Origin of the sequence: Solibacillus sp. NPDC093137, assembly GCF_050280445.1 — a bacterium.
Classification (GTDB): Bacteria; Bacillota; Bacilli; order Bacillales_A; family Planococcaceae; genus Solibacillus; species Solibacillus isronensis_B.
Genome location: NZ_JBNNVH010000003.1, coordinates 139,469 through 164,194, shown reverse-complemented (window position 1 = coordinate 164,194; position 24,726 = coordinate 139,469). Strand labels below are relative to the sequence as shown.

The 24,726-nt window shown below is 38.9% G+C and carries 22 protein-coding genes; 7 read left to right on the top strand and 15 right to left on the bottom strand.

From position 1 onward, the window contains the following. Positions 1 to 49 precede the first annotated feature (49 nt). The 6 genes from ACQKN3_RS13770 to ACQKN3_RS13745 all read right to left on the bottom strand — a co-directional run bounded on the left by ACQKN3_RS13770 (position 50) and on the right by ACQKN3_RS13745 (position 6,284). Entirely contained in the window at positions 50 to 1,066 is a 1,017-nt protein-coding gene (locus ACQKN3_RS13770) for a hypothetical protein (protein ID WP_427712307.1), read from the bottom strand. Positions 1,067 to 1,205: 139 nt separating this feature from the next. Beyond that, positions 1,206 to 2,258 (bottom strand): NAD(P)/FAD-dependent oxidoreductase, encoded by a 1,053-nt coding sequence (locus ACQKN3_RS13765; RefSeq protein WP_427712305.1) that lies wholly within the window; start codon positions 2,256 to 2,258, stop codon positions 1,206 to 1,208. A gap of 82 nt (positions 2,259 to 2,340) precedes the next feature. Continuing rightward, positions 2,341 to 3,156 carry an ABC transporter ATP-binding protein gene (locus ACQKN3_RS13760; protein WP_427712303.1) on the bottom strand — a complete coding sequence of 272 codons (816 nt, stop codon included), beginning with the start codon at positions 3,154 to 3,156 and terminating at the stop codon, positions 2,341 to 2,343. Next, the gene (locus ACQKN3_RS13755) at positions 3,156 to 4,187 is read right to left on the bottom strand and encodes a FecCD family ABC transporter permease (protein WP_427712299.1); all 1,032 of its coding nucleotides are present in this window, start codon (positions 4,185 to 4,187) and stop codon (positions 3,156 to 3,158) included. The genes ACQKN3_RS13760 and ACQKN3_RS13755 overlap by 1 nt, the downstream gene beginning before the upstream one ends. Next, positions 4,184 to 5,218 (bottom strand): FecCD family ABC transporter permease, encoded by a 1,035-nt coding sequence (locus ACQKN3_RS13750; RefSeq protein WP_427712296.1) that lies wholly within the window; start codon positions 5,216 to 5,218, stop codon positions 4,184 to 4,186. The genes ACQKN3_RS13755 and ACQKN3_RS13750 overlap by 4 nt, the downstream gene beginning before the upstream one ends. A gap of 1 nt (position 5,219) precedes the next feature. Beyond that, positions 5,220 to 6,284, bottom strand: a complete 1,065-nt coding sequence (locus tag ACQKN3_RS13745) for an iron-siderophore ABC transporter substrate-binding protein (protein ID WP_251690134.1) — start codon at positions 6,282 to 6,284, stop codon at positions 5,220 to 5,222. Positions 6,285 to 6,642: 358 nt separating this feature from the next. Between ACQKN3_RS13745 and ACQKN3_RS13740 the strand changes: the two genes are divergently transcribed. From ACQKN3_RS13740 to ACQKN3_RS13725, 4 genes are all read left to right on the top strand, one after another. Continuing rightward, positions 6,643 to 7,026 carry a MerR family transcriptional regulator gene (locus tag ACQKN3_RS13740; RefSeq protein ID WP_427712293.1) on the top strand — a complete coding sequence of 128 codons (384 nt, stop codon included), beginning with the start codon at positions 6,643 to 6,645 and terminating at the stop codon, positions 7,024 to 7,026. After that, positions 7,023 to 8,537 (top strand): class I adenylate-forming enzyme family protein, encoded by a 1,515-nt coding sequence (locus ACQKN3_RS13735; RefSeq protein WP_427712290.1) that lies wholly within the window; start codon positions 7,023 to 7,025, stop codon positions 8,535 to 8,537. The genes ACQKN3_RS13740 and ACQKN3_RS13735 overlap by 4 nt, the downstream gene beginning before the upstream one ends. Next, positions 8,518 to 10,170 (top strand): acyl-CoA dehydrogenase family protein, encoded by a 1,653-nt coding sequence (locus ACQKN3_RS13730; RefSeq protein ID WP_427712288.1) that lies wholly within the window; start codon positions 8,518 to 8,520, stop codon positions 10,168 to 10,170. Before ACQKN3_RS13735 ends, ACQKN3_RS13730 begins: the two co-directional genes overlap by 20 nt. Positions 10,171 to 10,528: 358 nt before the next feature. Beyond that, the gene (locus ACQKN3_RS13725; RefSeq protein ID WP_427712286.1) at positions 10,529 to 11,059 is read left to right on the top strand and encodes a hypothetical protein; all 531 of its coding nucleotides are present in this window, start codon (positions 10,529 to 10,531) and stop codon (positions 11,057 to 11,059) included. Between the two features lie 60 nt (positions 11,060 to 11,119). Here the strand turns inward: ACQKN3_RS13725 and ACQKN3_RS13720 are convergent, their stop codons facing one another. The 4 genes from ACQKN3_RS13720 to ACQKN3_RS13705 form a co-directional block, all read right to left on the bottom strand. Then, positions 11,120 to 11,470 (bottom strand): hypothetical protein, encoded by a 351-nt coding sequence (locus tag ACQKN3_RS13720; RefSeq protein WP_427712283.1) that lies wholly within the window; start codon positions 11,468 to 11,470, stop codon positions 11,120 to 11,122. An 84-nt stretch (positions 11,471 to 11,554) separates the two neighbouring features. Beyond that, positions 11,555 to 13,201, bottom strand: a complete 1,647-nt coding sequence (locus tag ACQKN3_RS13715) for a M20/M25/M40 family metallo-hydrolase (RefSeq protein WP_427712280.1) — start codon at positions 13,199 to 13,201, stop codon at positions 11,555 to 11,557. A 259-nt stretch (positions 13,202 to 13,460) separates the two neighbouring features. Continuing rightward, on the bottom strand, positions 13,461 to 14,291 hold the full coding sequence (locus ACQKN3_RS13710) for an NAD(P)-dependent oxidoreductase (protein WP_427712277.1): 831 nt from the start codon (positions 14,289 to 14,291) through the stop codon (positions 13,461 to 13,463). Between the two features lie 138 nt (positions 14,292 to 14,429). Continuing rightward, positions 14,430 to 15,749: a GntP family permease gene (locus ACQKN3_RS13705; protein WP_427712275.1), complete on the bottom strand. Its 1,320-nt coding sequence runs from the start codon at positions 15,747 to 15,749 to the stop codon at positions 14,430 to 14,432. Between the two features lie 327 nt (positions 15,750 to 16,076). Here ACQKN3_RS13705 and ACQKN3_RS13700 point away from each other — a divergent pair, with 327 nt between their 5' ends. After that, positions 16,077 to 16,964 carry a LysR family transcriptional regulator gene (locus ACQKN3_RS13700; protein WP_427712272.1) on the top strand — a complete coding sequence of 296 codons (888 nt, stop codon included), beginning with the start codon at positions 16,077 to 16,079 and terminating at the stop codon, positions 16,962 to 16,964. Between the two features lie 127 nt (positions 16,965 to 17,091). On the opposite strand, the gene ACQKN3_RS13695 is transcribed toward ACQKN3_RS13700, so the two are convergent. From ACQKN3_RS13695 to ACQKN3_RS13675, 5 genes are all read right to left on the bottom strand, one after another. Beyond that, the gene (locus ACQKN3_RS13695) at positions 17,092 to 18,261 is read right to left on the bottom strand and encodes a hypothetical protein (protein ID WP_427712269.1); all 1,170 of its coding nucleotides are present in this window, start codon (positions 18,259 to 18,261) and stop codon (positions 17,092 to 17,094) included. Positions 18,262 to 18,275: 14 nt separating this feature from the next. Then, positions 18,276 to 19,100 carry a hypothetical protein gene (locus tag ACQKN3_RS13690; protein ID WP_427712266.1) on the bottom strand — a complete coding sequence of 275 codons (825 nt, stop codon included), beginning with the start codon at positions 19,098 to 19,100 and terminating at the stop codon, positions 18,276 to 18,278. Next, positions 19,097 to 19,786, bottom strand: a complete 690-nt coding sequence (locus ACQKN3_RS13685) for an ABC transporter ATP-binding protein (RefSeq protein WP_427712263.1) — start codon at positions 19,784 to 19,786, stop codon at positions 19,097 to 19,099. The genes ACQKN3_RS13690 and ACQKN3_RS13685 overlap by 4 nt, the downstream gene beginning before the upstream one ends. Beyond that, positions 19,779 to 20,156, bottom strand: a complete 378-nt coding sequence (locus tag ACQKN3_RS13680; RefSeq protein WP_340716140.1) for a GntR family transcriptional regulator — start codon at positions 20,154 to 20,156, stop codon at positions 19,779 to 19,781. Before ACQKN3_RS13680 ends, ACQKN3_RS13685 begins: the two co-directional genes overlap by 8 nt. A gap of 176 nt (positions 20,157 to 20,332) precedes the next feature. Continuing rightward, complete coding sequence (locus ACQKN3_RS13675) at positions 20,333 to 21,628, bottom strand: transglutaminase domain-containing protein (RefSeq protein ID WP_427712260.1); 1,296 nt, start codon at positions 21,626 to 21,628, stop codon at positions 20,333 to 20,335. Positions 21,629 to 21,857: 229 nt separating this feature from the next. Between ACQKN3_RS13675 and ACQKN3_RS13670 the strand changes: the two genes are divergently transcribed. Then, a complete protein-coding gene (locus ACQKN3_RS13670; protein WP_427712257.1) occupies positions 21,858 to 23,942 on the top strand; it encodes a DUF2339 domain-containing protein in 2,085 nt (694 codons plus the stop codon). A gap of 113 nt (positions 23,943 to 24,055) precedes the next feature. Then, on the top strand, positions 24,056 to 24,511 hold the full coding sequence (locus ACQKN3_RS13665) for a helix-turn-helix transcriptional regulator (RefSeq protein WP_087618661.1): 456 nt from the start codon (positions 24,056 to 24,058) through the stop codon (positions 24,509 to 24,511). Positions 24,512 to 24,726 lie beyond the last annotated feature (215 nt).

Here is a 24,726-nt window from a genome sequence, read left to right as displayed (position 1 = left end):
CATTGCGTTCGCGTTCTATAATCTATACCCCATTTCTTAATCTTTTACACTATTTCTCTATTATCGCTAACTCTATTTCGCTACGTAAAAGCGCGGGCGCGTCTGCATAAACCCCAATATACTTTGCCTTTTTTTCAAATCCGCCTACTACTTGAATTGTCTGCAATTCTTTCAGCTCAATAATAAAATCAGGCTGCTCCTCTGTATTTCCTAATACTTTAAAATGATGGATCTTTTCATCTTGTACGGACGTATGCAACCTGGAAATATTTTTCAGATCAATTTTTGTTTGTTTCAATAAGCCGTTGGAAAGATATAAATTTCCGTTTTCGATACGGACTGGATTTAGTACTAATGCGCGGGAATCTGCTAGCAAGAATATGAGTCCATAAAGTGAGAGAACTGTATGGCCCCAAGCTAAAATCGGCATACGGTCATGGAAGAACCAATGAAAGGCGACTGCTTCAAATAATGCCGCATGGAAAATCATCACTAAAACACCTACGTACATTGTATTTTTGTGAACGGTATATCCGCTTGGCTGTTTTTTCTTCCAACTGCAAAACGCATAATAAAAAACAAGTATCTCCTGGCAAAGTACTCTCATTAATACATTATCTTTTACTTTCTCTGCTACGATTCGAGGAAATGCAAAAATAAGTTGCTCCTGCTCTAATTTGACCGACCGAATGGTGCTAGGTAAATATTTTATGAAAACAAATAAAATGATTAATTCTATTAAAACCAATCCCGCTTCAACAGCGATTGCAGAAAAAGTTATATAACGGAAAGGTTCCATCAATCCATTAGGGATGACTAGTCGAGCAAATAAAATACCCGTAGCAACAAAGACAACAAAATTTTTGATAGTCCATTTTCCTTTTTGCAGCAGGAGAAGTGCCGGTGCCACAACCGCACAGTCTATTAGTGAACCGATTACCATTCCATGTACTTGCTCATCTGAAAGTGCGGAAACAAACGATAACTGATAAACAATCATATTGCCCAGTAAAATGACACATGCAATCAAGAGCCATTTATAATCAACTACTCTTTGAAAAACCATCGCAATCCCCTTCCTTAGATACACCGTATAAATTCCATAAATCTGGTACTTTCATTATAATTGAATATTACCCTTATATCATAAAAAAACGCAGAAGTTCACAAAAACTTCTGCGTTGTAATTATTCTATTTGATCGTACTAGCCGTTCACCAGAATGTCCTTCATTAGTTCCCTGTTGCGTTTTTCGAACACTTCATTATGCGAAGAAACTTTTGCATACTGATCTGCTGTTGGTTCAAGGCTAATTTTGATGGCATTGATCGCATTGACCGCATCCTGGAATGTACCGGTAATTAAATATACTTTGTTATCATATTTGGAAATATCACCAACAGCGTAAATACCGTCAACCGATGTCAGCCCTTTACCGTCCGTCAAATAATAATAGTCATAGTCTTTATCCTTTTCCGGAGAGAGTGCCGCATCAAAAGAAAAGGAAGAATCCCGGTCATAGCCGTGGTTGACAAGGACATCATCCACTACGATTTTCGATGTTTCCTTTGTTACGACATTTTCCAAAATGACTTCTTCTATTTTTGTTTTCGTCTCATTAGCCACAAGGGTTTTAATCTGTGTATTTGTAATGATCGGAACGCCATTATCCTGCAAATGTCGGATTTGTGCTTCGTGTGCAGATAGCTTTTCGCCTCGGTAAATAACTGTAATCTGCTTGGCAATGCCGATCAGATCCTTCGCCCAGTCAATCGCCGAGTTGCCACCGCCTGAAATCAGCAGTGACTTGTCCTTAAAGCTTTGAATGCCTCGAATTGTATAATGCAAGTTCGATACTTCATACTTTTCCGCGCCTTCAATATGCAATTTAATCGGACTGATAATGCCGCCACCTACTGCAACGATCACTTTTTTCGAATAGTGTTTTTCGCCTGAACTTGTCTCAATCACAAATAAATCTTCTTTTTTTGTTATGAAATCGACTTTCGTATTTAGACATACGGTTGGCTTAAATGTCAGCCCCTGTTTAATGAGATTTTCAATGACTTGCTGTGCTGGTGTTGGAGGCATACCGCCGATATCCCAAATGATTTTTTCAGGATAAACATGAAGTTTCCCGCCGAGCGTCGGCTGAAACTCAATGATTTTTGTTTTTAAATCTCTCAACCCTGCATAGAACGCACTGTATAATCCGCTAGGACCACCGCCAATTATCGTTACATCATAAATATCGTTCATTCGAAACACTCCATTCTTTTCATTTGTCGGACAATAACGCTTTTCGCGAAATCGCCTCCGGATTCCATTGACTAAGTTGCAGCTAAACGAGCATTCCGGATTTCGAATGGTGTCTTCCGATAGGTACAACAGAAGGCGAATCCGAAACAGGATCTTGTGTGACAACACAGTTTAAATTAAATATATCTTTGATCAATTCACTCGTAATGACGTGTGCTGGTGCTCCCTCCGAAACAAGTCGACCTTTATGTAAAGCAAAAATATAGTCGGCATAGCGGGCGGATAAATTAATATCATGAAGTACCATCACAATTGTCGTTCCGTGCTTACGATTTAAATCCGTCAATAAGTCCAAAATCTCCACTTGGTACGTAATATCCAAGTATGTAGTCGGTTCGTCCAAAAACAAAATGTCGGTTTGCTGTGCAAGTGCCATTGCAATCCATACACGTTGTCTTTGCCCCCCTGAAAGCTCATCGATATGACTGTCGGCAAGTTCGGTAATGTTCATCATTTCCATCGCTTCCGCAACTGCATCGTAATCCTCAGTTGACCAGCCTTTTAAAAAGCTCTGATGTGGAAACCGGCCCCTGCCAACTAAGTCAGCAACTGTGATGCCTTCAGGTACGATCGGTGATTGCGGAAGAAGTCCTAAAACACGTGCAAGCTGCTTCGGCGGGATTTTGTTAATCGATTTATCATCCAACAATACTTGGCCGGAGATTGGCTTGATTAATCGTGCCATCGTTTTTAAAAGTGTCGATTTTCCACAGCCATTCGAACCGATAATAATGCTGATTTTATTGCTTGGAATCGCTAGACTAACACCTTGTAAAATCGCTTTGTTGTCATAGCCTGCAACAAGATTTTCCGTTTGGAATGTATGTGTCGATTTCATCATAAATCTCCTTTCCGATTAATACGGATTAATAAATAAATTAAGTATGGTGCACCGATTATCCCTGTAATGACCCCTACTGGATAGCGTGTCTCAAAAGCAAACTGTCCGATAAGGTCTGCCGCCAATACTAAAATGACCCCGATTAAACCTGCAGGAATAAGACCTGAAAATCCGACACCTACTAATTTTTTTGCGATGGGACCTGCCAAAAAGGAAATAAAGGCAATCGGACCGGTTGCAGCAGTCGCCAATGCAATCATGAGCACCGACGTAATAATAAGGATGACTCTCGTTTGATTTGTATTGATGCCTAGAGATGTTGCCGCCTGTTCACCAAGTTCCAGCATTTCCAGACGCTTTGCAAAATACATTAAAATCGGAGTGCAAATACACACGATAAGAATTAGCGGGTATAAGTTCGTTAATTTTGCACCGTTTAAACTACCGCTCAGCCATCTCATTGCAGCCGGAATATCATGTGTATCCCCGATGAGCATTAAATAGTTGATAAAGGCCGTCAGCATCGCCTGAATGCCGATACCGATTAAAATAAGTCGACCAATCGAAAAGGATGTGCCTTTTGCCAGCAGATAGATAAAGATAGCTGTTGCAAGACCTCCGATTACAGCAGCGATGGATACGACCGTATTGCTTGCATTTAATACAATGATGCAAAATACAGCTGCCGCACTTGAACCTGTTGTAATTCCGATTACATTTGGATTTGCAAGCGGGTTGCGCAGCATCGTCTGGAAAATATAGCCCCCGACACCAAATGCAAAGCCTGCAAACAAACCGGCCACCATTCTTGGAAAACGAATTGTATTTACCGCAAAGGATGCTCCCTTCACTTGTTCACCTAATAAAACCTTTATGACATCCTGTACCGGATAAATCGTGTTGCCAAGCATAAGCATCAAACCGCAAAGTACTAGCGAAATGATTGCCATCAAAGTAGTCATCAATATAAACCGGCGTTTTCTTTTTAATCTTGACGTCTTAATCATCTTCATCGTTTCATTCATCATATTGCACGCATTTTCGCTTTCATCGTAATTAAAATTAAAATCGGCGCACCTATAAAGGCCGTCACAATTCCAACTTCGAGCTCACTTGGACTGCCAAGAAGCCTTCCGATCACATCGGAAAAGGTTAAAATAATCGCCCCCGACAATGCTGACATCGGAATAATATAACGTAAATCAGGACCTACTACGAGACGTACGATATGTGTAGCTAATAAACCAATAAAGCCGATTGGACCTGCCAATGCCGTTGCAGCACCACATAATAATACGCCACCTAATGCCGCTACAATTCTTACAGTACCTGTGCGTACACCCAGCCCTGTCGCAACATCATCACCTAATGCCATCGCATTTAATGCCGGAGCTGTAATTAAGGCAATAAATAGTCCTACTACTATAAATGGAATAAATAACGTGATCGTATCCCAGCTGCCGGAACCGACACTTCCGACTTGCCAAAATCTAAACTGATCCATTACATTCGTTCTTGGTATCATGACTGCCACAACCAGTGATGATAAAATTGCACTCGTAGCTGCACCTGCCAACACAAGCTTTAGTGGTGTCGCACCACCTTTCCCCATTGAACCAATCCCAAATACAAAAATAGCGGTAATAAAAGCTCCCGCTATCGCAAGCCAAATATACTGATTTGCTGAACTGATATTCAAAAAGGCAATGCCGCAAACGACAAAAAGGGATGCCCCTGTATTGACACCTAATATACTTGGATCTGCAATAGGGTTACGTGTCACCGATTGCATAAGCGCTCCGGAAACACCTAATGCTGCACCACATAGTAAGCAAAAAACTGTTCTTACTACACGCTGCCTTACGACGTTCGCTTCATGAGACTGAGCCTCTGAATGGAATAACCCATTCAGAAGGTCTGTCCAGCTAATCATCCGCGAACCAAATACAAGTGATGCTAGTATACATAGTCCGAGTAAAATTATTAAAAGCAATAATACTTTTATAAAATTGCGCGGCATCATAATTTGTTTCTTTTCTAAAACGGATGTACTTTTCATATTACTTTAACTTTTTTGCAACTTCCGAAATTAAAGTTACATATTCGTCGATTGTATATTGAATTGACAGCGGGTTCGGATTTCCTGCAGCAGCAAGTGGTGTGTTGTCAGGAATAATTAAAACCGTACCATTTTTGATTGCAGGTACTTTACCTAAAATCGGATCTGCCTGAAGTGCTTTTAATGTGTTGTCATCGCCATAGGCAATCAGAATTTCAGCATCATTTAAAGCATCTGCATTTTCTGCACTTAACTCGATATAGAAGCTGTTTTCATCCTGAACTTGCGCTTTAATGCTTTCCGGATATTCCATACCTAGCTCTTCCAGTAATTCACCGCGTGGATCAGCTGGTGTATAGATATAGAACTTCGATAAATCTGTCGCGTTAAACATACCGAACGCCGCTTTCTTACCTTTGATTTCCGGGAATTCGTTTGCTTTATCTTGGATTAATTTTTCTGTATCAGCGATCAATTGTTTACCTTCTTCTTCCATACCCATACCTTTTGAATTGTATAGGATTTGGTCACGCCATGTAATAACCCATGGAATTTCCGGATATGCAACAACTGGTGCAATCTCGCTTAATGTATCATACTCTTCTTGTGTAATTCCTGAATATGCCGCTAAAATCACATCCGGATTTGAATCTGAGATTGCTTCAAAATCTATACCATCTGTATCTTGGTAGATGTTCGGATTTTCTTCACCAAGCTCTTTTAATTTTTCTGCTGTCCATGGAAGCATACCGCTTTCATCTTGTACACCGTAATTTGCTGCTGAGAAACCTACTGGTACTACACCAAGAGCAAGTGCCACATCATGGTTTGCCCATGCAACTGTTGCTACACGTTCCGGTTTTTCTTCAATTACTGTTTCACCTAATGCATGTTTAATTACGATTGGGTATTGAGTTGCCGAATCTTCAGAATTCGAAGAGCCTGTTGTTTCATTTGACTTATTCTCATCTGTACTTGTTTCTTTATCTGAGCAGCCCGCAACAACTAGTAAGCCCATTGCTACGAAAAGCATTGCCATTAAAGAATAGAACTTTTTCGTTTTCATCTAATTAACGCCCCTTAAAATTGATTGATAACAATTATCATTTTCACTAATTAAAATAATAATGCTATTTGATAATGATTGTCAATGAGATTATTACTTATTGCGGATTATTTTTTATATAGTAAGAATTTTATACGAATATAAATAAAAAAGCGGCTTCTCGATTGAGAAACACGCTGAATTTAATAAGGGCTATTAACCTTATCATAACTTCTAAAGTATAACGATTGTATTTGACTCAAACCTCACTTCCCCATTATTTCATCCCTTAATAAATATTTTTTCTATTTTAATCTTTATTTCTCTTTAAATTGACGTTAACGTAAATGGTATACTTTCGCCAATGGGGGGTGTCTATGTGAAATCCATTAAAACAATCGCTAAAGAATATGCACTCACACCTAGAACATTGCGCTACTATGAAGAGCTCGGGATTTTAAAACCGACACGACCTCATAATGGAATGCGCCATTATTCCAAACGGGAGGAGGCAAAGATCAAGCTAATTATCAGAGGAAAAAAGTATGGCTTTTCTATGGAAGAAATTAAGGAAATGATTTTGCTTTTTGACCTTGACCGTACAGGTATTAAACAGCTGGAGCGGACAATCGAATACGGTCAGCAAAAGTTAAAGGAGATTGACCAGAAGATTCAAGAGTTGTATGAAATCCGTCAAGATATCGAAAGGACGGAAGCTATTTTTCGAGAAAAACTAATTCTATTATTGGAGGACCAATCATGAATATTTCTAATCTGTTAGCTCGTCATGCAAGAAAGTATCCGAATCAAATTGCTGTCATTAGTCTCGGTCAGGAAACGACGTATCAACAATTGGATGAACAAGTAAATAAAATCGCCGGCTCATTGCGTACAAGCGGAATCGTTAAAGGTGATAAAGTCGGGATTTTCATGCCAAATGTGCAAGAGTTTGTCACGCTTTACTTTGCCATTCAGCGTGTTGGTGCTGTCGTTGTACCGATCAATGCCAAGTTTGTCACGCGTGAAATTGAGTATGTGCTCAATCATAGCGATGCAAAGGCGATCTTTGTCCATGAGTTGATTTTCGAACAGGCTGCTACGATTATGTTCAATGGTCTAAAAGTAAAAACAGGTCCTGCTGTCCATGACTGGCAAAGCTTCGATCATTTCCAGACAGCTGCCCCTAATGAAGTTGTATGCTGTGATTTAGTGGAGGATGACGATTCGACTTTACTTTATACTTCCGGCACAACCGGCAATCCAAAGGGAGTTTTACTGACTAACCGTAATGTACTTGCTGTATCGCATATGATTGCAATTGAAATGGAAGTAAAGCCTGAAAGTCGAATGCTGATTATGATGCCGTTAACGCATTCAGCTCCATTGAATTTATTTTTAGTTACAGCTGTTTTAGTCGGGGCAACCGCTGTACTCACACCGACGTTTACGCCTGACTTGTTAATAGATACGGTAGAAAAATACAAAACGACACACTTTTTCGGGGCACCTGTTGCCTATCTTTTAACTGCCGGCTCACCGCGCATCGCAAATGCAGACCTTTCGTCAATGAAATGGTGGGTTTACGGAGGGGCACCGCTGTCTGAAAAAGAAGTCGTCTATATTCAACAGCAGTTTAATACGGACAACTTAGTATGTGTGTACGGTTTAACGGAAGCCGGTCCGAGCGGGTCGATTTTACATGCTGCCGACCATCCTCATAAAGCAGGTAGTATCGGAAAGCGTGCACCATTCGGAACAGAGCTGCGTGTTATTAACACATTAAATGAAGATGTAACTCCTGGAGAAATTGGCGAAATCGTTTTATATGGTGAAGGTAATATGAAAGAGTACTATAAAAATCCTGAAGAAACGAAAAATACTTTCGTTGATGGCTGGGTACGTTCAGGCGATTTAGCCCGCATTGACGAGGAAGGCTATATTTACATTGTTGACCGTAAAAAAGATGTAATTATTTCCGGCGGCGTCAATATTTATCCGAAAGAAATTGAAGATCAGATGCTGCTGCATGACGCTATTTTTGAAGTAGCGGTGTTCGGCGTGCCGCATCCTGAATGGGGTGAAACTGTAAAAGCGGTTTACTGTGCGAAAGTCCCTGTTTCCGAGCAGGAAATTCGCGAGCACTTAGAAAGCAAACTTGCCGCATTTAAAATCCCGAAAATCTTTGAACAAGCTGAAGCACTTCCGCGCAATGCTTCCGGTAAAATATTAAAACAACAGCTAAGAGGTGAAGCAAATGCAAGTGTTAGCCAATAAACGTGAAAAGAGCCAGAACTTTTATGAATTTGATCAAACATTGCATCAGCTATTACAGCAAAAGCTTTCGCCTTCTTTTTACCGTTATGCAGATGAACGGCTGACTGCATTCGGTGCGCTTTGTGCAGGACCAATTGATGCCCGTGCCAAAGTGACAGACCGGGAAGGCGAACCGAGATTACGTCGGTATAATGCATACGGCGATGAAGTGAGTGAAGTCATTGTAAACGAAGGCTATAAACAAACGGTTGCCGAGACTTATGCAACAGGAATTGTCGGCTATGTGCATAAAGACATTCCGGAATTAGGTCATAAAGGCAATTATGTATACAGCTTTGCACAAGGTTATTTATTGTCGCAAACTGAGCCCGGCTTTTACTGTCCTGTTACATTGACGATGGCCACGGCTTATTTATTCGAGCACTATGCATCTGATGAGCTCAAGCAGAAGTTTATGCCGCATATTTGTGCAACAGGCGAAACCGAATTATTTGAAGGAGCCACGTTTTTAACGGAGCGTCAAGGAGGTTCCGATGTCGGTGCGAACATCGTGGAAGCGCGATTCGAACAAGGTGAGTGGCGTTTATACGGCGAAAAGTACTTTGCGTCGAATGCGGGTATGTGCGGAGTGGCAATGGTACTTGCACGCCAGACGACCAATTCCAAGCAAGGCTCGAAAGGCTTAACATTGTTTGCTGTACCGTGGCGTGAAGACAATGGTGAGCTTAATCACATTACAATCCGCCGATTGAAAGATAAGCTTGGCGTAAAAGCGGTACCATCAGGTGAAGTTGAATTTAACGGTGCGAAAGCATATGTTGTCGGGGATCCGTCCAAAGGGATTTACTATATGCTCGAAGCACTGAACTTATCCCGGATTTGCAATGCCGCAGCATCAGTCGGCATTATGAAACGTGCCCTTGATGAAGCGGTCCATTATACAAACGGGCGTATTGCTTTTGGCCAGACTGTTGCCGAGTTTCCGATGGTGAAGCATTCATTAGGCGCATTGCACGCAAAATGGCATGCATCACTTGTCGCGTTATTTGATTTAGTATCGCGCTATGAGGAGGTTATCGGCGGTAATGCATCTGAAGACGAACAGCAAATCGTCCGCCTGTTAATTGCGTTAGTGAAAAAGGAAACCGCAGAATGGGCGATCGAATTTACCCATGAAGCAATTGAACTACATGGCGGCAACGGCTATATCGAGGATTTCGTACTCCCCCGTTTACTTCGGGATGCCCAAGTATTAACCGTTTGGGAAGGAACTGCGAACATTTTGGCACATGAGCTCATTCGCCTTGTGCAAAAAAATGCGCATATTACGCTCCTTCATGAACTACAGCAAACGAGCCATCCGTATTTGCAGCAGCTTGCCTCTGTCGTGGAGCAGCGTTTTGCAGTGTTTGTCACACTAGATCCGGCAATGCAAACGCTCGAAGCAAAAGCGCTGATGCAACAGCTTGCTCGTCTATACGAAGCAGTTGTCGCAGTAAAGCATGCTGAATCGGCCGGTGAACGCGAGCAGATGCTGGCGGAAATTTATATCGAAGAACAATTTGATCAAAAGCCCTTTGGTGAAGTGCCGTTAGCGGTGAAAGGGTTTAAATTGTTGAATAGCGGTTATTGATTGGTTGAGTGGAACGCCTTGGTTGAGTGGTTACCGGGCGTTTTTTGTTGGGCTGGATTATGTTGTCCGGGATTTGTGCCGGGTGTCACTAGAGTTTGGCCGGGTATTCTAACATAGTTACAGAAGTTCTAATATCATTTTATTTGTTCTAATAAAGTTGCGATTTTCAAATTTATTCTCCAGTTGTTCTAATATCACCTCCAGACTTTCCAATATCGGGTTGAGTTTTTCTGAAATCGTGTTTAATTGTTCTAATAAAAAAAGTGCGAGAAAAAAAGATTCCTTTTTTTAACTTTCTGTTGTCTAGTTACATAGTTTAATGGGTATGAGATTTTAGATAGGATATGGAGGATGGAAAATGATTCGATTATTAAAGAAAATGAACGGTGGCACACAATTTTGGCAAGCCTGGAAAATGAATAAGCAGATTCATATATTATCCGGGACATTAGGTGAGCAAGGTAAGGAGGAGGAACTGCCGTTAGGATTTTTCCAAAGTTCTAAACGCGTCATGGAAAAACTGGCAGCAGAGAAGGTCAATCAAGGCTATGAATATGTAGATCCCGGTTCTTTAATTAAAATTGCTGTTCAATACCGTTATGAACTGGAAGAGCAGTTTGAAGAAGCGGAAGAAAGAAGCCTGTTTGTGGAGGATTTATTAGATGATATTTTGCACGAAACTGGAAACGGCGAGCTTTATGGCTCCGAAATCGGGGATGGTGCCGGCATTACGTTCTGCCTCGTTGTTGATTTAGGATTAGCACTGAGATCAATCTTAACAGTACTAACCGAACATCAAGTAATTGATGGAGCGGAAATTGCCTATTTAAATGATGAGGAGACCTATATTGGCATTTATCCTGAAGGCATAGTGTTTGAGCTCGTATAAATAAAAAATAAGGGTGTGAACCATATAAAACACTGTCCACACCCGTTATATCTTTAAAGTTTACTTCGCTTCTTCAATCGCTTCCATTAAAGCAGGAAATAACTTTACATCGTCTGCATCTTCATCTGTTACTTCATTTAAAATCTCAAAATCATCTGCATCGATGACAAACAGGCTTATGCCTTCTTTTAAAAATTCATCGGCTTCTACTTCGCCTTCGTAATATTGATACGTTGCTAAAACGATGTTTGAACCTTCTTCTTCATCAAAGAAGAAATAAAGCTTTTCCGTGTTGCCGTATACTTCTTCTAACACATCTTCCAGTGCTTCCGTACCTTTACTCCACTTCACTTCATTATTTATTGTCGCTGCCACGAGCGATTCTAATAGTTCGTCTACTGTATTTGTCATAATAAGCCTCCAACTCCGCTCTATTTCGCGGTTAGTATTCCCACTGTAACATAAATCTAACGTTAAAACGTTAAAGGCAGAGTATTATTTGCTTACTATTTGTTCATTCACCTCATAATGCGCAGCGAATAATTTTTCAATTGTCAATTGCAATAGATCGACTAATGTTACAAATGCAAAATCCGCGTCAAGCCGCTCTGTCCACTTATGCGGATCTCTCCCAACCGGACCAATGTTCAGCACCGGTACATTCAGCTTTTTCATATCCCCGATCGGCAGCGAGTAGCCTTTATCCCAAACCGGCATATTGTTTATAAGCGACGCAATTGAACTGTTTTCATAGTTTAAACCTACATAACTTAAATCCGATATTCCGGCGAAATAGTTTTGAATGTGGAACTCCATATCATATGTTTCCTGCGTGTATTGCTTCAACTCATTTACAAGGTTGCTGATGCGTCCATTTTTGCCCGAACTGATTGCAGGATAAAATGGCGGCGCAAAGAAAATGACAATCATCGGTGCCAGTTCATTACATAACGCAGCTAATTGATCGACTAGATCAATTGTTCGTTTCCGATCATCTTTTTCGCTGTCCCGATTTGATAGAAGCCCTTCAACTTTTTCCTCACCGTATTTCTCTAGCGCATATTCATAAATTTCCTCATACGTCATGACCTTCACTTTTAATTCTTGCGGTGTAAACTCCGTATGCTGTGAGTACTTCGTAGCTTTGTTCATATAGGACTGTTCTATTTCACTTGCTGCTCTAATCGCTTTTTGCTGAAGCAATGAAACAACGTCTGTCATGCTTCTTTCAAATAGAAATAAATTAAACAGCGTCACAGCCCGGTGTGAAATTTGTGTGGAATACTCCGTTTTCAAGTCGTGATAAATTAAGTTCGTAGGAGGCGGTGTAATTTCTTTGCCCACCTTTTCACAAAAATCTGTATTTAATTCCATTTCAGCTGTGATTACCGATGCCATATAATTTGCATTCAATCCCCCGAACGGTTCCCCAACATGGGCTTCCTTCCCGTAGCATAAAAAGCCCGGCAATGCTTTTCCGATAGATCCTGTATAGAAGTAATTATTTTTATCACCCGGAAAATTGCTGAACATCGGCTCTGAATTTAAAACCGTAGTGTATTCAAGACCATGCTCTTTTGAAAGTTGTACAAGTTTTGGAACCGCTGCTCGCATTCCTTCAGAGTTTACTTCCTCATCAGGAACGGTCAATAAAAGAATGTTGCCGTCGTACTCTCCGAACGTCGCTCGCTCAATAATGGACATATGCAAGGCAAGCCCGCATTTCATATCCATTGTCCCTCTGCCGAATAGCCAGTTTCCGCTCTCCATATCAACTCGCACTGCTTCAGGCAAGTCGTCCTTGATCGAGTAAAATTGTTCCGTTAGCTTCTCAGGATCAAAAGCATATTGTTTCCATTTTCCGTAGTCCTGAACATCCACTACATCAAAGTGACTAATTAATACAATTGTTTTTTTTGTATCTGGAGATTTTTTGACCAACGCGTTAATAAAACTGCGCCCGTCACTCAAATATGTTCGATTTAAATGGCCAGGGTTTTCTTTGAAATACACCAGCTCCGACAGTTTATTCACTACAATATCAGGGAATTCCTTTTCTGCCTGTGAACCTGAAACACTTTGCACTTGTACAAGTTCACATAATAATTGCCTTAACTGCTCTTTGCTCTTCCATTTAATCACAACATACCCTCTCCTTTGTCTAATTCTAGCTGTCTCTCTATGTCGCCTCATTTTCCTCAGTGTAAATAAATGTGAATATTCAGTCAATCATTTGTTTAAGACTATACTATTCTTCGAGAGTTGAAATTGGTGTTGGTTATAAAGAAAAAGTTGAAGTTTGCTTAAGGATTAAATACTCTCGGTAAACGAACATACCTCTATGAAGATAAAAAATCCCGCTAACATAAAAGATAGCGGGATTTGCTATGTGCATCTAAGCTTATTTCTTTTCTTTACCCATTGAATGGAATAATTGAATTGAAGATAATGCGTTAAACGGCATTTCTAAGTTGTTGTTAATGCTGTCTTCGTAAGTTGCTTTTAAGTCTTTTTGTAATACTGCTAATGCTGTATCTGCAGTCCACTCAGATACATCTGACCAGTTACGTGCTACCCAGCTGTCGCCAGTACTTACTTGTAATAACTTAATAATTTCTTCTTGTGGTAATCCGTAGTGGTTACCTAATTTTAAGCCTTCTGCAACAGCATTCATGTTGATACCTAAGATCATGTTGTTCACTAATTTCGCTACTTGGCTGTTGCCTGCTTCAGAACCGTAGTAGAAAGTGTTTGAGCCCATAGCATCGAAGTATGGAGTGAAACCTTTCACGATTTCTTCTGCACCTGAAGTCATGATTGATAATGTACCAGCAGCTGCACCTGATGCGCCGCCGGAAACTGCAGCACTGATTAATTTTAAGCCGCTTTCCGTTTCAACACGGTTGCCCAATTCGTTCATAGCATCAGGAGAAAGAGTACTCATAACGATTACCGTTTTACCAGCAGCGTTTTCAGCTGAAAGGATACCGTTATCACCGAAAATAACGTCTACGTTTTGTGCATAGTCACGAACCATTGAGATGATTGCCTCATCTGCTAATTCAGCAACTTCTTTCACTGTATCTACCATTGTGAAACCAGCAGCTTCAGCTTTCTCGTAAACACCTTTCCAAGCGTCAAAGCCGATGACTTCAAATCCAGCTTTCTTTAAGTTAGCCGCCATCGGGAAGCCCATAGTTCCTAATCCGATAAATCCGATTTTTTTAGCCATTACAAATTCCTCCAAAAAATATATTTGATAAGACGATGATTTATAAAATCCAACTTCTTTTCATACTTAATTCATCAACTTCGCACCAGCGGACACGCCCCTGAATGAAGATAAAGCGTTTTCAAAAATTCACTTTGCTTAAGCTAAGCCCATTACCGCCATAATAACGACAATCGCCATTGCTACCCAGTGTGTGACACAAACAGAAATGAAACCATTTTTAAACGATTCTTTCATCGATAACCCTGTGATTCTGTTGAAAATCAGTAGGAATCCAGAATAAGGAACGATGGAAAGTGACACGGAACCAATTGCAACTGCACGGTGAATTGTTTCTGGATCTAAGCCTAGTTCTAAATAATATGGTACAAAGTTTGCGATCGAAATGCCGATTGCCCCTACAGCAGATGCCGTAATACCACCGATTAAACCAGTACCTACCATTAAAGAAAGAACTGGTGGTCCAGGAATCGACTGAATTAACGAGAAGATACCTTTGAATGCTGGTACACCTGTTGCAATACTACCGAATGCGATTGTACTACCAGTTGTAATTGTTGAACCAACAGATTCATTTGCACCGTCACTAAGTAATTCTTTTTGATTCTTAATTTGTTTTCGGAATAATACAGCGCTTAAAAGAATCGCGATAATTAATGCAATAAAAATAATGTAGTTTACTTTACTGAAGATTAGGATTGTACCTAATAACACAATGATTGGCAGTAAACTGATGAAGAATGACGGAAGTTCACGTTTTTGTTCAGTAGGAGATTCTACTGCAGCAAAGCGATCTTCAAATACTTCATTTTTACTTAAGCTGCGGTTCAGAACAATTTTCATAAATACTAAAATGAAAATGATTGCAGCGATAGAAGTCACAATACCGATTAATGGTGCTGCCGTTAATGTTGTACCTAAAGCTGTTGAAGGAACAATGTTATGCAGTGAAGGTGCACCAGGAAGCATCGTCATTGTGAATGTTGTCGTACCGCCAAACACCGGAATAACAACCAATTTCCATGAAATATTTAATTGCTGGAAAATCGGTCTAGCCATTGGAACTAAAGCGAAAATAATAACGAATACGTTAATACCACCGTAAGTTAAAATGGCAGAAATAATAAATAATGCTACTAACGCGTTATATGGGTTTTTCGTACCAACTATTGACAAGATTCTATTGGCAATCGATACAGTGGCACCACCCACATCCATGTACTTCGCTAAAATCGATCCTAATAGGAAAATCGCGAAGTTCGATGCAACGAAGCCGGCAAGGAACGTCATGTACGAATTTTCTTTACCAAATACCGATTCAAGTATCGGCACATCGTTAAACAGTAGAAGAACGATTGTAGCAATTGGTGCTGCAACAATTATGTTGTGCTTCTTAACGATAAAGAGAATAACTGTTAGAATCCCTAACAAAATCCCTATAATTCCTAAAATATTCATTATGATTAACCTCGTGTTCTATTAAAAATTTTTTAGATTGTGCATTTGATTAATGCAAGATGTTTGCCTTAATGACCTCCTTAATAATTAATGGGAATGTAAAAAGATAAATCTCGAATTAGTAGTTCAATTCGAGATAAAGTGAATGGTAAAATGAAAATTTATTGTAAATTTGTATTACAATAAGCTATTAACATTTTCGAACAAGGTGGAAAAAATATTCACAACTCGTACACATTTAGTATACAACCGTCCTTATATTGAGTAAAATTCATAGTTAGAATGTAAAGTATGCATAAAATTCATAGTTAGGAGGAGACGTACTAAATGGATATTCGCCAACTTACTTACTTCATTGAAGTAGCAAAGTATAATAGTTTTACAAAAGCTTCAAAGTCTCTCCACTTATCCCAGTCAACACTAAGTAAAGTAGTCAAAAGTTTGGAGGAGGAATTGAATGTGGAGTTGATTGACCGCTCTGCAAAAAAAATCAAGTTAACGGAAGCCGGAGAGATTATATTGGCGGAAGGCGAAAAGATCATGGAATCATTGGATGATATATCCGTTCATCTCTATGATTTAATGAATTTGAGAAAGGGAAAAATTAGAATGGGGATTCCACCCATTATCGGATTTTTATTTTTCCCGAAAATTATTAAAGAATTTAATGAACTATATCCCGATATTAAAATTCAAATATTCGAGGATGATTCAAAAACGGTCAAACAAAATGTTATGGAGGGCAGTTTGGATATTGGTGTTGCGATGCTGCCGGCAAATGAAAAGGAATTTAATGTCGTACCGTTCCTAAGTAACGAACTTTCGCTTTTCGTTCACCATACCCACCCTTTAGCGGACCGGGATCACGTGGATTTAAACGAGTTGGAACATGAAACGTTTATATTGATAAAACAAAAATTATTCCATGATCTTATTATCCAGCAATGTTTGCATGTCGGGTTCCATCCGGAAGTTGCTTTTGAAAGTTCGGAGTGGGAATTCATCAGCGGCATGATCAGCGAAAATTTAGGCGTTTCAATTTTACCGAAGCCGATGGAAACGAAAGTCGATCATAAGCTGATCAGGTCGATTCCAATCGTGAATCCGAAACTCCCTTGGAACCTCGGTCTCCATACAAATAAAAAGAAAAACAGCTCCCCGGCTGTTCGTGCTTTCCTGAAATTTATGGAAGAGAAGCTGCCATACGAGCTGTAATATAAAAAAGACGCTTAATCGCTGCTTGCCGGAGATTTTCCGCACATGCCACGATTAAGCGTCTTTCTATTATATAACTCTAAAATCTGTTGGTAGCCAAATTCAATGAGCAATAAATTGTTTCCAGTTACTCTTTTAATTCATAAACATTAGTTATCCGAATAGAATATTTCTGTTGCACATTATTATTATTGATAAGTTCTCCTTCATATAGTAATGTACCTTGTTCAATATCAAAAATTTGGATTACAAAATCATTATTCACTTCTCGCATGACGTAGAATTTTCCGTTTAGTGCTATTGTGCTGTTAAGTTCAGGATATAACATTTTTACAGGATACGATTCATTAATCGGTTCAAGCCATCGCTGCTGTCCGATATTATATCTGTAAATGACTATTTCCTCTTTTGTTGAATAGGCGATAACTAAGTAATTATCATCCACCTCAATACTTTGCAGGTTCTGTTCTAAACCTTCTGGTAAGTGAATATCTGTTATTTCATTCGTTTCCGTATTTAACGCACTGAACTGATGTGAAATAAGATCTTGTTCAGGACTCTTCATATCAAAAGAATTTATAGAATAGACATGGTATTTTTCATGACCTAAATATGAATACGAATTATAGGAATCAATACTTTTTCTTGTCGATTCATCTGTTGTTGCTTCTTCAAGTAAAGTTTCACTCAGCAGCTGCTGTTTTTTCAAATCGATAATTACATGATACATTTTTTCGCTTCCGTCATTATCAACTTGCTTTGTAATAAGTTTAAGCTCATTATCAACAACAGTAATATCACTGTAAAAAACCCAGTTATATCTATTTTTCAGCTGTGACTCGATAGTAAATGAAGTTTTCTCATCCTTCACTTTATCCAGTACATCAATTTCATAACTGTATGTGTTCCCCTCTTTTACCTTCCAGCCTTCCTCAGGTTCCTTCACATAAATAAGCTTCGTATCATCCTCAAAAAAGTTATTTGCAATTAATGCTTTACCGCGCATAAAGTTTTTATGTTCATTTATGAGTCTTTGAAACATTATCGGCTCTCTAAGGTTATTGGTAGAATCGATTAATGTGGATTCATCTTTACTAATAAGAAGTGAATTGTAGCTTATCCCATATTCAAAGCTTGTTTCGAACATCAATGAATCTATATATTTATCATCACCTGAAATTTTTTCGAATGTAAAATCGTACTCTTTGTTTTTTGCGTTCACTACTTGTATATAGTGCACAGTAAATGTTACAACGATTATTCCGGCAATTAAAAGAAGTTGCCAATATTTTTTCATGTAATTCCCCTCCTCTACACATTAATCTTTCGTTTTAATAAATAATCTGCTAAATAAATCGCAAGTGCAGTTGTTAAAATACTGAACCCAGTAACGATTAAATAAATCTCATTCCTATAAAAATAATCGGTGATCGTTTGAATGATTACTGGAACCATTACAATGACTACTGAAATCACACTATAGATTAATGCCAGGAAAATCCCTTTAAGATGATAGCTGCGTTCAAATAATATAGAAGTAAAGACTACTGCAACAGCTGTAATACCAATTACATAATAGAAAACAAATAATAACGGTGATTGTGGATACAATAAATCCAGTATTTCAGTAGAATAAATATAAATTACACTTTCATCCATCCATAATTGGTCAGGTACTATTCGTTGAGTAATTTGTTTCACAACTTCCAGTAAGATGATTTGCATTCCTGTTAAACCGAAAACAAAAAGCAAAATTGTTGTTAATTTGGCAAAATACACATTTCTGCGTGCTGTAGGCAGCATGAGCAAACGATAAATAACCGATGATTTTCCTAACCAATCACGATACCAAATAAAAAATACATAAATCATAAGTAACGCTGCTGCAAATACAAGGGATAGTATGAAGTATTCCGAGAATAAAAAGTTCTGCAGTGAATACGCACCATAGTTTTGTATATAGTCACTTACTGTCATTTGGTCACGCAGCATCGTTGTTTCCGCATTGCTTACATAATGTAAAGACGTGATAATAGCCCCGAAAATTTGGGCTGCTACTACCGCAATTATTAAAGCTAGAAAGAGTTTACTAAATCGTTTCACTTCAAAATTGACGAGCTTTATATAATGATTCATCCTACATACACCTCCCGCATTACATCTACTACGGATTTGCCTTCTGTTTCCCGCATCTGTTCTACATTCATTTCTCTTAATACACGGCCGTCTCCGATAAGCACCGCTTTGTCGATTAAATGCTCGATATCATTAATTTCATGTGTTGTAATAATAACGCCGCGGTTTTCGATTAAATGACTCGTAAAGACATTTGCAATCTGTTCCCTAGAAAAGATATCGATTCCTGAAAATGGCTCATCCATTAGTATGTAGTCTACATCCAATGCCAAGCCAAGCAGTAAATTGACTTTTGCTGTGTTCCCTTTTGACAAGCTTGAAATTTTATCGCTCGGATCCAGTTGAAAAAATGCGAGAAGTTCTGTTGCCCGCTGTTCATTCCACACTTTATAAAAATCGGCCATAAACTCGAAGCTTTGTGCAATGGTATAGTTTGGCGACATTGTCAGACGGTCTGGAATATACGTAATTCTTTCGTACGCATCTTTACTGATTTTTTTGCCATCGATTAAAATTTCGCCACGGTCAATCGGAGTGAGCGCCATGATTGATTTCATAATGGTCGTTTTTCCTGCACCGTTAATTCCGATCAGGCATGTAATTTGCCCTTTTTCTGCAGTAAAGCTCATATCTTTCAATACTTGCTTTCTTTTATATTTTTTAGAGACATTTTTAACTTCAATCACGCTGCTCCGCCTCCTCATACTGTTTCTGTACGAGCTCCATTATTTCGGGAAGTGGCGCATTGATTGATTTTATCGAACTGATAAATACTTGCACCGCTTCACTGATTAATTCTTCACGTACACTTTTTAGTACCGCTTCATCTTTCGTAATGCAACTTGGCATATTTCCTTCTGTATAAATCAATTTCTGCTCCTCCATTTCCTTATAGGCACGCTGCACTGTATTCGGGTTGATTTTGAGCTGATTAGCCAACTCCCGTCTAGATGGGATGACATGCCCTGGCGCAAACGAACCTTTTGCAATTTGTTCCTTAAAATGACGGATAACCTGCACATATACAGGATCCCGGTTATTGAATTTCACATCCACCTTGTTCAGCTCCTTTCGTGTATTACTCACTTAGTACACTATCTGCAAAAAAAATCCATCTAACCGAACTCTGTACTAATCGCTTAATACAGTATGCATAAAAAAATGTATTAAGCACTTCATACACCTAATAAGTGTATTATGTGGTTAATACATTATTTTGTCAATATTATTTTTTACAGGTAATCATTTACAGATGTTTTCGGATAATCCGCTTTAATCCATTCATGGTCATTCGAAAGTTTTTCATCGCTTATGAGGAAATATTGATAATGGACTCGATCTCCCTGATCCGGAACCGGGTCATTCCATGTAATATCGAGGTGATACCACTGTCCATCCACTTTCACCAAATTCCAGGCATGGGGTCCGCCGGCATTACCGACAACATATTTCGCCTCGATACCGAGCGCTTCAAACATTAATAATGCAGCCAATGCATATCCTTCACAGACACCTTCCCCATTCATTAAAACAGAATACGGTGTATGTGGATTCGCTTTACTGTTCACATTGTACTCAGTATGCACAACTAGATAATCATTCACAAATTTCACTTTTTCCGACACCGTTGCGTTTTCCGGAATTGTACTTATAATTTGATCGATTTTCCCTAGCACAATAGCATTTTCTTCTGCTGTTAAATCATAGTTTACCGTTGCATGCCATTCAACTTTATTGCCGTAGTATTTGGCGCGTGTTGAGAACTCGCCCATGACCGCCCATAAATACGGTTCATTTACTTCCAGCCATGCAAATACTTCATCTATTGTCGTTTCAAAATCGGAGACATCCCCTTCATAGTAAACCGTAAACTGATGTTCAAACTGCGACATATGATGGGCGATTGCCTGGCCTAACTGCTCCACATTGGTCACTGCCTGCGGTAAATCTTTTACATCATAAACCGGAACAACCTTCTTATTCGCCAAATCCTGAAAATTAAAGCTTTGCAGTTTATTTTCACCTTGCATAAAGCTTGTCACGATCTGATCGATTTTATCTTCCAAGTTAACATTCAGTTTTAATTGAATGTCTTGGTCAACTGTCGGCAATGTCAATGAAGAGGCTTTTACTTCCTCTTTCAAAATTCCTCCTGAAAGAATTGTCGCAATAAGAAAAAGACATGTAAATAACCCTTTTGAATACGTTAATGCGCTTGCATACAGTTTTGTAAAAGGATTTCTCGTCATACGGTTTAATTCCGTATTTGCTTTCAGTTCAAACTTATCTCGGTCTCTGGAGGCAAATAATCGATTTGGTTTTGATGTCGCGTTATTATAAACACTTTTATATACGTCAAATAGCTGTTGCTTATTGCCTTTTGCCAATTTAATTTGTTTAAAATTCTGCCTGATTCCTTTTCGTATTCTGCTTCGAATATATAATTGTGCAGTAAAGGAACGAAACAGCTTGATAAAAATTACTAGGACGATTAGAAAAATGATTGAAAAAATAATTAAATTACTCATATTACCCCCTACTAATTTTACTTATTTCTATATTACTTAATTATAGTTTCAAATGATAAATAATATGCATGACATTCTCATAAATAGTCCTTTTACTATTTTTCTCGCCCCTTATTTATAGATTAGTTTTACGGTAAATGAATTTTCCGAAAACAATTTACTTCCACTGCATAAAAGTGTAAAATTACACTAATAGAGTATCATTACTTTTATTGAAAGAGGTGATTGTGTGGAAAGAGATACAGAAATGCTGGAACGGATTGCGGCTTTGGAACAGGAAGTACGCTCATTAAAAACAGAAGTACAGCATTTAAAGCAACATGTGAAAATAGAGCAAGTTGTACCCGTTCAAAAAGAACCGGTAAAACCTGTTGTACGAAAAAAACTACCTGTACCAAGTAGTACGGTTGCTGTTCCTAGAGAAGACCCTATTCCAGAAAAGGAAAAGCGGTCACTGGAAGACTTGTTTACCCGGGCATTACCGCGAATCTTTACGGTCATTTTAGTGCTCGGTGTCCTCTGGGGCTTAAAACTCGTTAGTGATTACGGCTTCTTATCCGATAGCGTCAAAATTATTGCCGGCTTTGTATTATCGATTGGTCTTGGCGCATGTGCCTACTATATGGAGAAAAAGGAAAAAGGGTCACGGGTTGTCGCGTTATCGCTTTACGGTGGTGCCTTCATTGTCGGGATTTTAACAACTGCTGCGGGGGCCATTTTATATGATGTGCTCAGTTTATATGTAGCATTAATTTTTGCCCTAATTTATATTGTTTACGGCGTTTTCATCAGCTATGTTAAAGGAAATGAAGCGTTGACAGCACTCGTTGTCTTTACGTCATTATTACTGCCGTATTTATTGGAATACATGCAGTTTAGCGGAGTGATTATCGGCATTTTCGTCGTGTTGCTTTTCGCCGTTGTGCAAGTCGTTATTTTAAAACATACACAGCGTAGAGCACTTTATATCGGGACGGCCTTTTCAGTTTTAGCACTGGCGGTTGTTTCGATATTCCATGATGAACGACTGGCCTTTTTTGCATTTGCGATCATTGCCGTTTTCAGTCTGTTTCTCATAAGTTTCATACGGTTATATTCTAGTAATAGTAAGTTGCATGCTAGTTTACTATTCACTTTTACAGTCATCGTATTGTCACTCATAAACGGAATACTTGCTCGTGAAGAGACTCCGTTACTAATCGCTCTTATTTTGTTCTTTGCGATTGTAGCCGGCGCTTTATATATCGTATTCAAGCGTGCGGAACGACTGTTAATTGATATGTTCGGGACATTATCGATTATTGTACTGCTGAATATTATTACCCAGCTCAATATTTCAAGCGAAATGTCATTGCTTCTGATGATTGTCGTGTCATTTGGCGGACTGGTCGTTGCGTTGAAGCATGCGATTTTCTTCATGAAATGGGTTAAAGGTATTACGTTTTCTGTACTCGCCTTTTTCGTTTTAATGTTTTATGAAGTGGAGCCATTCTTCTCATTGAAGCATTTGAACATTGTTCTTGTTATAGCGATGCTAATAGGTCTTTATAAAGTCCTGCTTCAGTATAAAGCTGCACCGGTTGAAGAGAAAAAGAGACTTTTCAAATTGGAAGATATTTATCCGTGCCTATTATATTTAGTTGCCCTACTTTATGTTTGGAAACTGGACTGGGCGTATATGCCGCAGCACTACACAACGTTTTTAGCAATTAGTTTAATTGCATTTGCATTTGCTGCTGTTTTAGTCGTCAAACCCGAAATCGTCGGTCATTTTCTTCCTTGGCTTGCTTCTGGCGTTTATGTGTTTGCGGGACTTGTTTTACTTTCCACTGTATGGGTTGATGACCAGGCAGTTATCGTCGCCCTTATCGTTCGCATTTTGTATTTTGCCATTCTGTGGGCAATTGTTGCTGATGCTTGGGAAAAAGGATGGATTTATAAAAACTACAAAACGTTTTTCGGCCAATATATAGAGCAACTGACGATCGCCAGTATGATTATTTCGATTATGTGGATTTTCAGTATAACGAATTTCATGAATTTCCATGATCTTATCAATTGGAACTCAGCGGTTATTCTAAATACTGTATTTATTTTCACCTTCGCCTGCTTCTCGTTGTTCCTTGCAGCGAAACGAAGCTACTCGAATTTGAAGATGGTCGGTATTGGCTTACTGTTCTTCGGGATTATCAAGATGATTTTCTTTGATTTATCCGAGCTCGACATCCTTATTCGTTCGATTTCGTTCATCATTATCGGTGCAATCGGACTTGTCATTTCAAATAAGCTACTCGGAAAAGGAAAGGACGAATAATTGTTATATGAAAGTAGTCTGGGCGATTTTGCTCAGGCTATTTTTTATTTCAATTCGTCGAAATAGAAATGGCATTATGTTATATTTAGTGTATTATTACACGAGGTGATTCGATGGATCGAGATTTTATTATACAAATAACATCGGAAAGTTTGAAACTTATCCGCACTGAAAATAACTATACACAAGATAAAATGGCCGAAATTTTGGGCATTTCGAAAAAGACACTCGTACAAATCGAGAAAGAGCGTACTTATGCAAACTGGACAACGACGATTGCGATCTGCGCCCTCTTCCGTCATAGCGAAACATTACAAAACCGTATTGGCGGCGACCCGATGGAAGTCATTGAACTTACCGCACATAATGTCATCATTACCCCACGTGAAAAAACAATGGGCGGTTATGTTTGGTGGAAGAACATCGACGAATATAAACACCACCGACTTCAGCAAAATCTTTTAAGCAAGCATTACCGCATTTTAGATGACGAAAACTATCGAATCATTAGTACGTTTGATGAAGATGTCGTAATGGAAAAATGGCAAGCAATAAAAACGATTGTTTAATTGAAATTACGAGTAAATAAACGGTCCTGCTGAGTGAATTTCCCCTGTCAGCAGGACATATTAATTTAACCCCTCTTTTAATTCATTCACTAACAAATATCTCATAAAAAGAAATTAAATAATTGTTCTCCTACCCTTTTGTGCATTTTAACGAAAAATTTATATAAACTAGACAATTTGATGTTTTTTTAACTTTTTTAAACTTTTTTAATAAT

What these genes read in the sequence shown, in the direction of transcription:
- ACQKN3_RS13770 (WP_427712307.1), bottom strand. Translation starts at nt 1,066, where the DNA reads ATGGTTTTTCAAAGAGTAGTTGATTATAAATGGCTCTTGATTGCATGT.
- ACQKN3_RS13765 (WP_427712305.1), bottom strand. Translation starts at nt 2,258, where the DNA reads ATGAACGATATTTATGATGTAACGATAATTGGCGGTGGTCCTAGCGGA.
- ACQKN3_RS13760 (WP_427712303.1), bottom strand. Translation starts at nt 3,156, where the DNA reads ATGAAATCGACACATACATTCCAAACGGAAAATCTTGTTGCAGGCTAT.
- ACQKN3_RS13755 (WP_427712299.1), bottom strand. Translation starts at nt 4,187, where the DNA reads ATGATGAATGAAACGATGAAGATGATTAAGACGTCAAGATTAAAAAGA.
- ACQKN3_RS13750 (WP_427712296.1), bottom strand. Translation starts at nt 5,218, where the DNA reads ATGAAAAGTACATCCGTTTTAGAAAAGAAACAAATTATGATGCCGCGC.
- ACQKN3_RS13745 (WP_251690134.1), bottom strand. Translation starts at nt 6,284, where the DNA reads ATGAAAACGAAAAAGTTCTATTCTTTAATGGCAATGCTTTTCGTAGCA.
- ACQKN3_RS13735 (WP_427712290.1), top strand. Translation starts at nt 7,023, where the DNA reads ATGAATATTTCTAATCTGTTAGCTCGTCATGCAAGAAAGTATCCGAAT.
- ACQKN3_RS13730 (WP_427712288.1), top strand. Translation starts at nt 8,518, where the DNA reads ATGCAAGTGTTAGCCAATAAACGTGAAAAGAGCCAGAACTTTTATGAA.
- ACQKN3_RS13725 (WP_427712286.1), top strand. Translation starts at nt 10,529, where the DNA reads ATGATTCGATTATTAAAGAAAATGAACGGTGGCACACAATTTTGGCAA.
- ACQKN3_RS13720 (WP_427712283.1), bottom strand. Translation starts at nt 11,470, where the DNA reads ATGACAAATACAGTAGACGAACTATTAGAATCGCTCGTGGCAGCGACA.
- ACQKN3_RS13710 (WP_427712277.1), bottom strand. Translation starts at nt 14,291, where the DNA reads ATGGCTAAAAAAATCGGATTTATCGGATTAGGAACTATGGGCTTCCCG.
- ACQKN3_RS13705 (WP_427712275.1), bottom strand. Translation starts at nt 15,749, where the DNA reads ATGAATATTTTAGGAATTATAGGGATTTTGTTAGGGATTCTAACAGTT.
- ACQKN3_RS13700 (WP_427712272.1), top strand. Translation starts at nt 16,077, where the DNA reads ATGGATATTCGCCAACTTACTTACTTCATTGAAGTAGCAAAGTATAAT.
- ACQKN3_RS13695 (WP_427712269.1), bottom strand. Translation starts at nt 18,261, where the DNA reads ATGAAAAAATATTGGCAACTTCTTTTAATTGCCGGAATAATCGTTGTA.
- ACQKN3_RS13690 (WP_427712266.1), bottom strand. Translation starts at nt 19,100, where the DNA reads ATGAATCATTATATAAAGCTCGTCAATTTTGAAGTGAAACGATTTAGT.
- ACQKN3_RS13675 (WP_427712260.1), bottom strand. Translation starts at nt 21,628, where the DNA reads ATGAGTAATTTAATTATTTTTTCAATCATTTTTCTAATCGTCCTAGTA.
- ACQKN3_RS13665 (WP_087618661.1), top strand. Translation starts at nt 24,056, where the DNA reads ATGGATCGAGATTTTATTATACAAATAACATCGGAAAGTTTGAAACTT.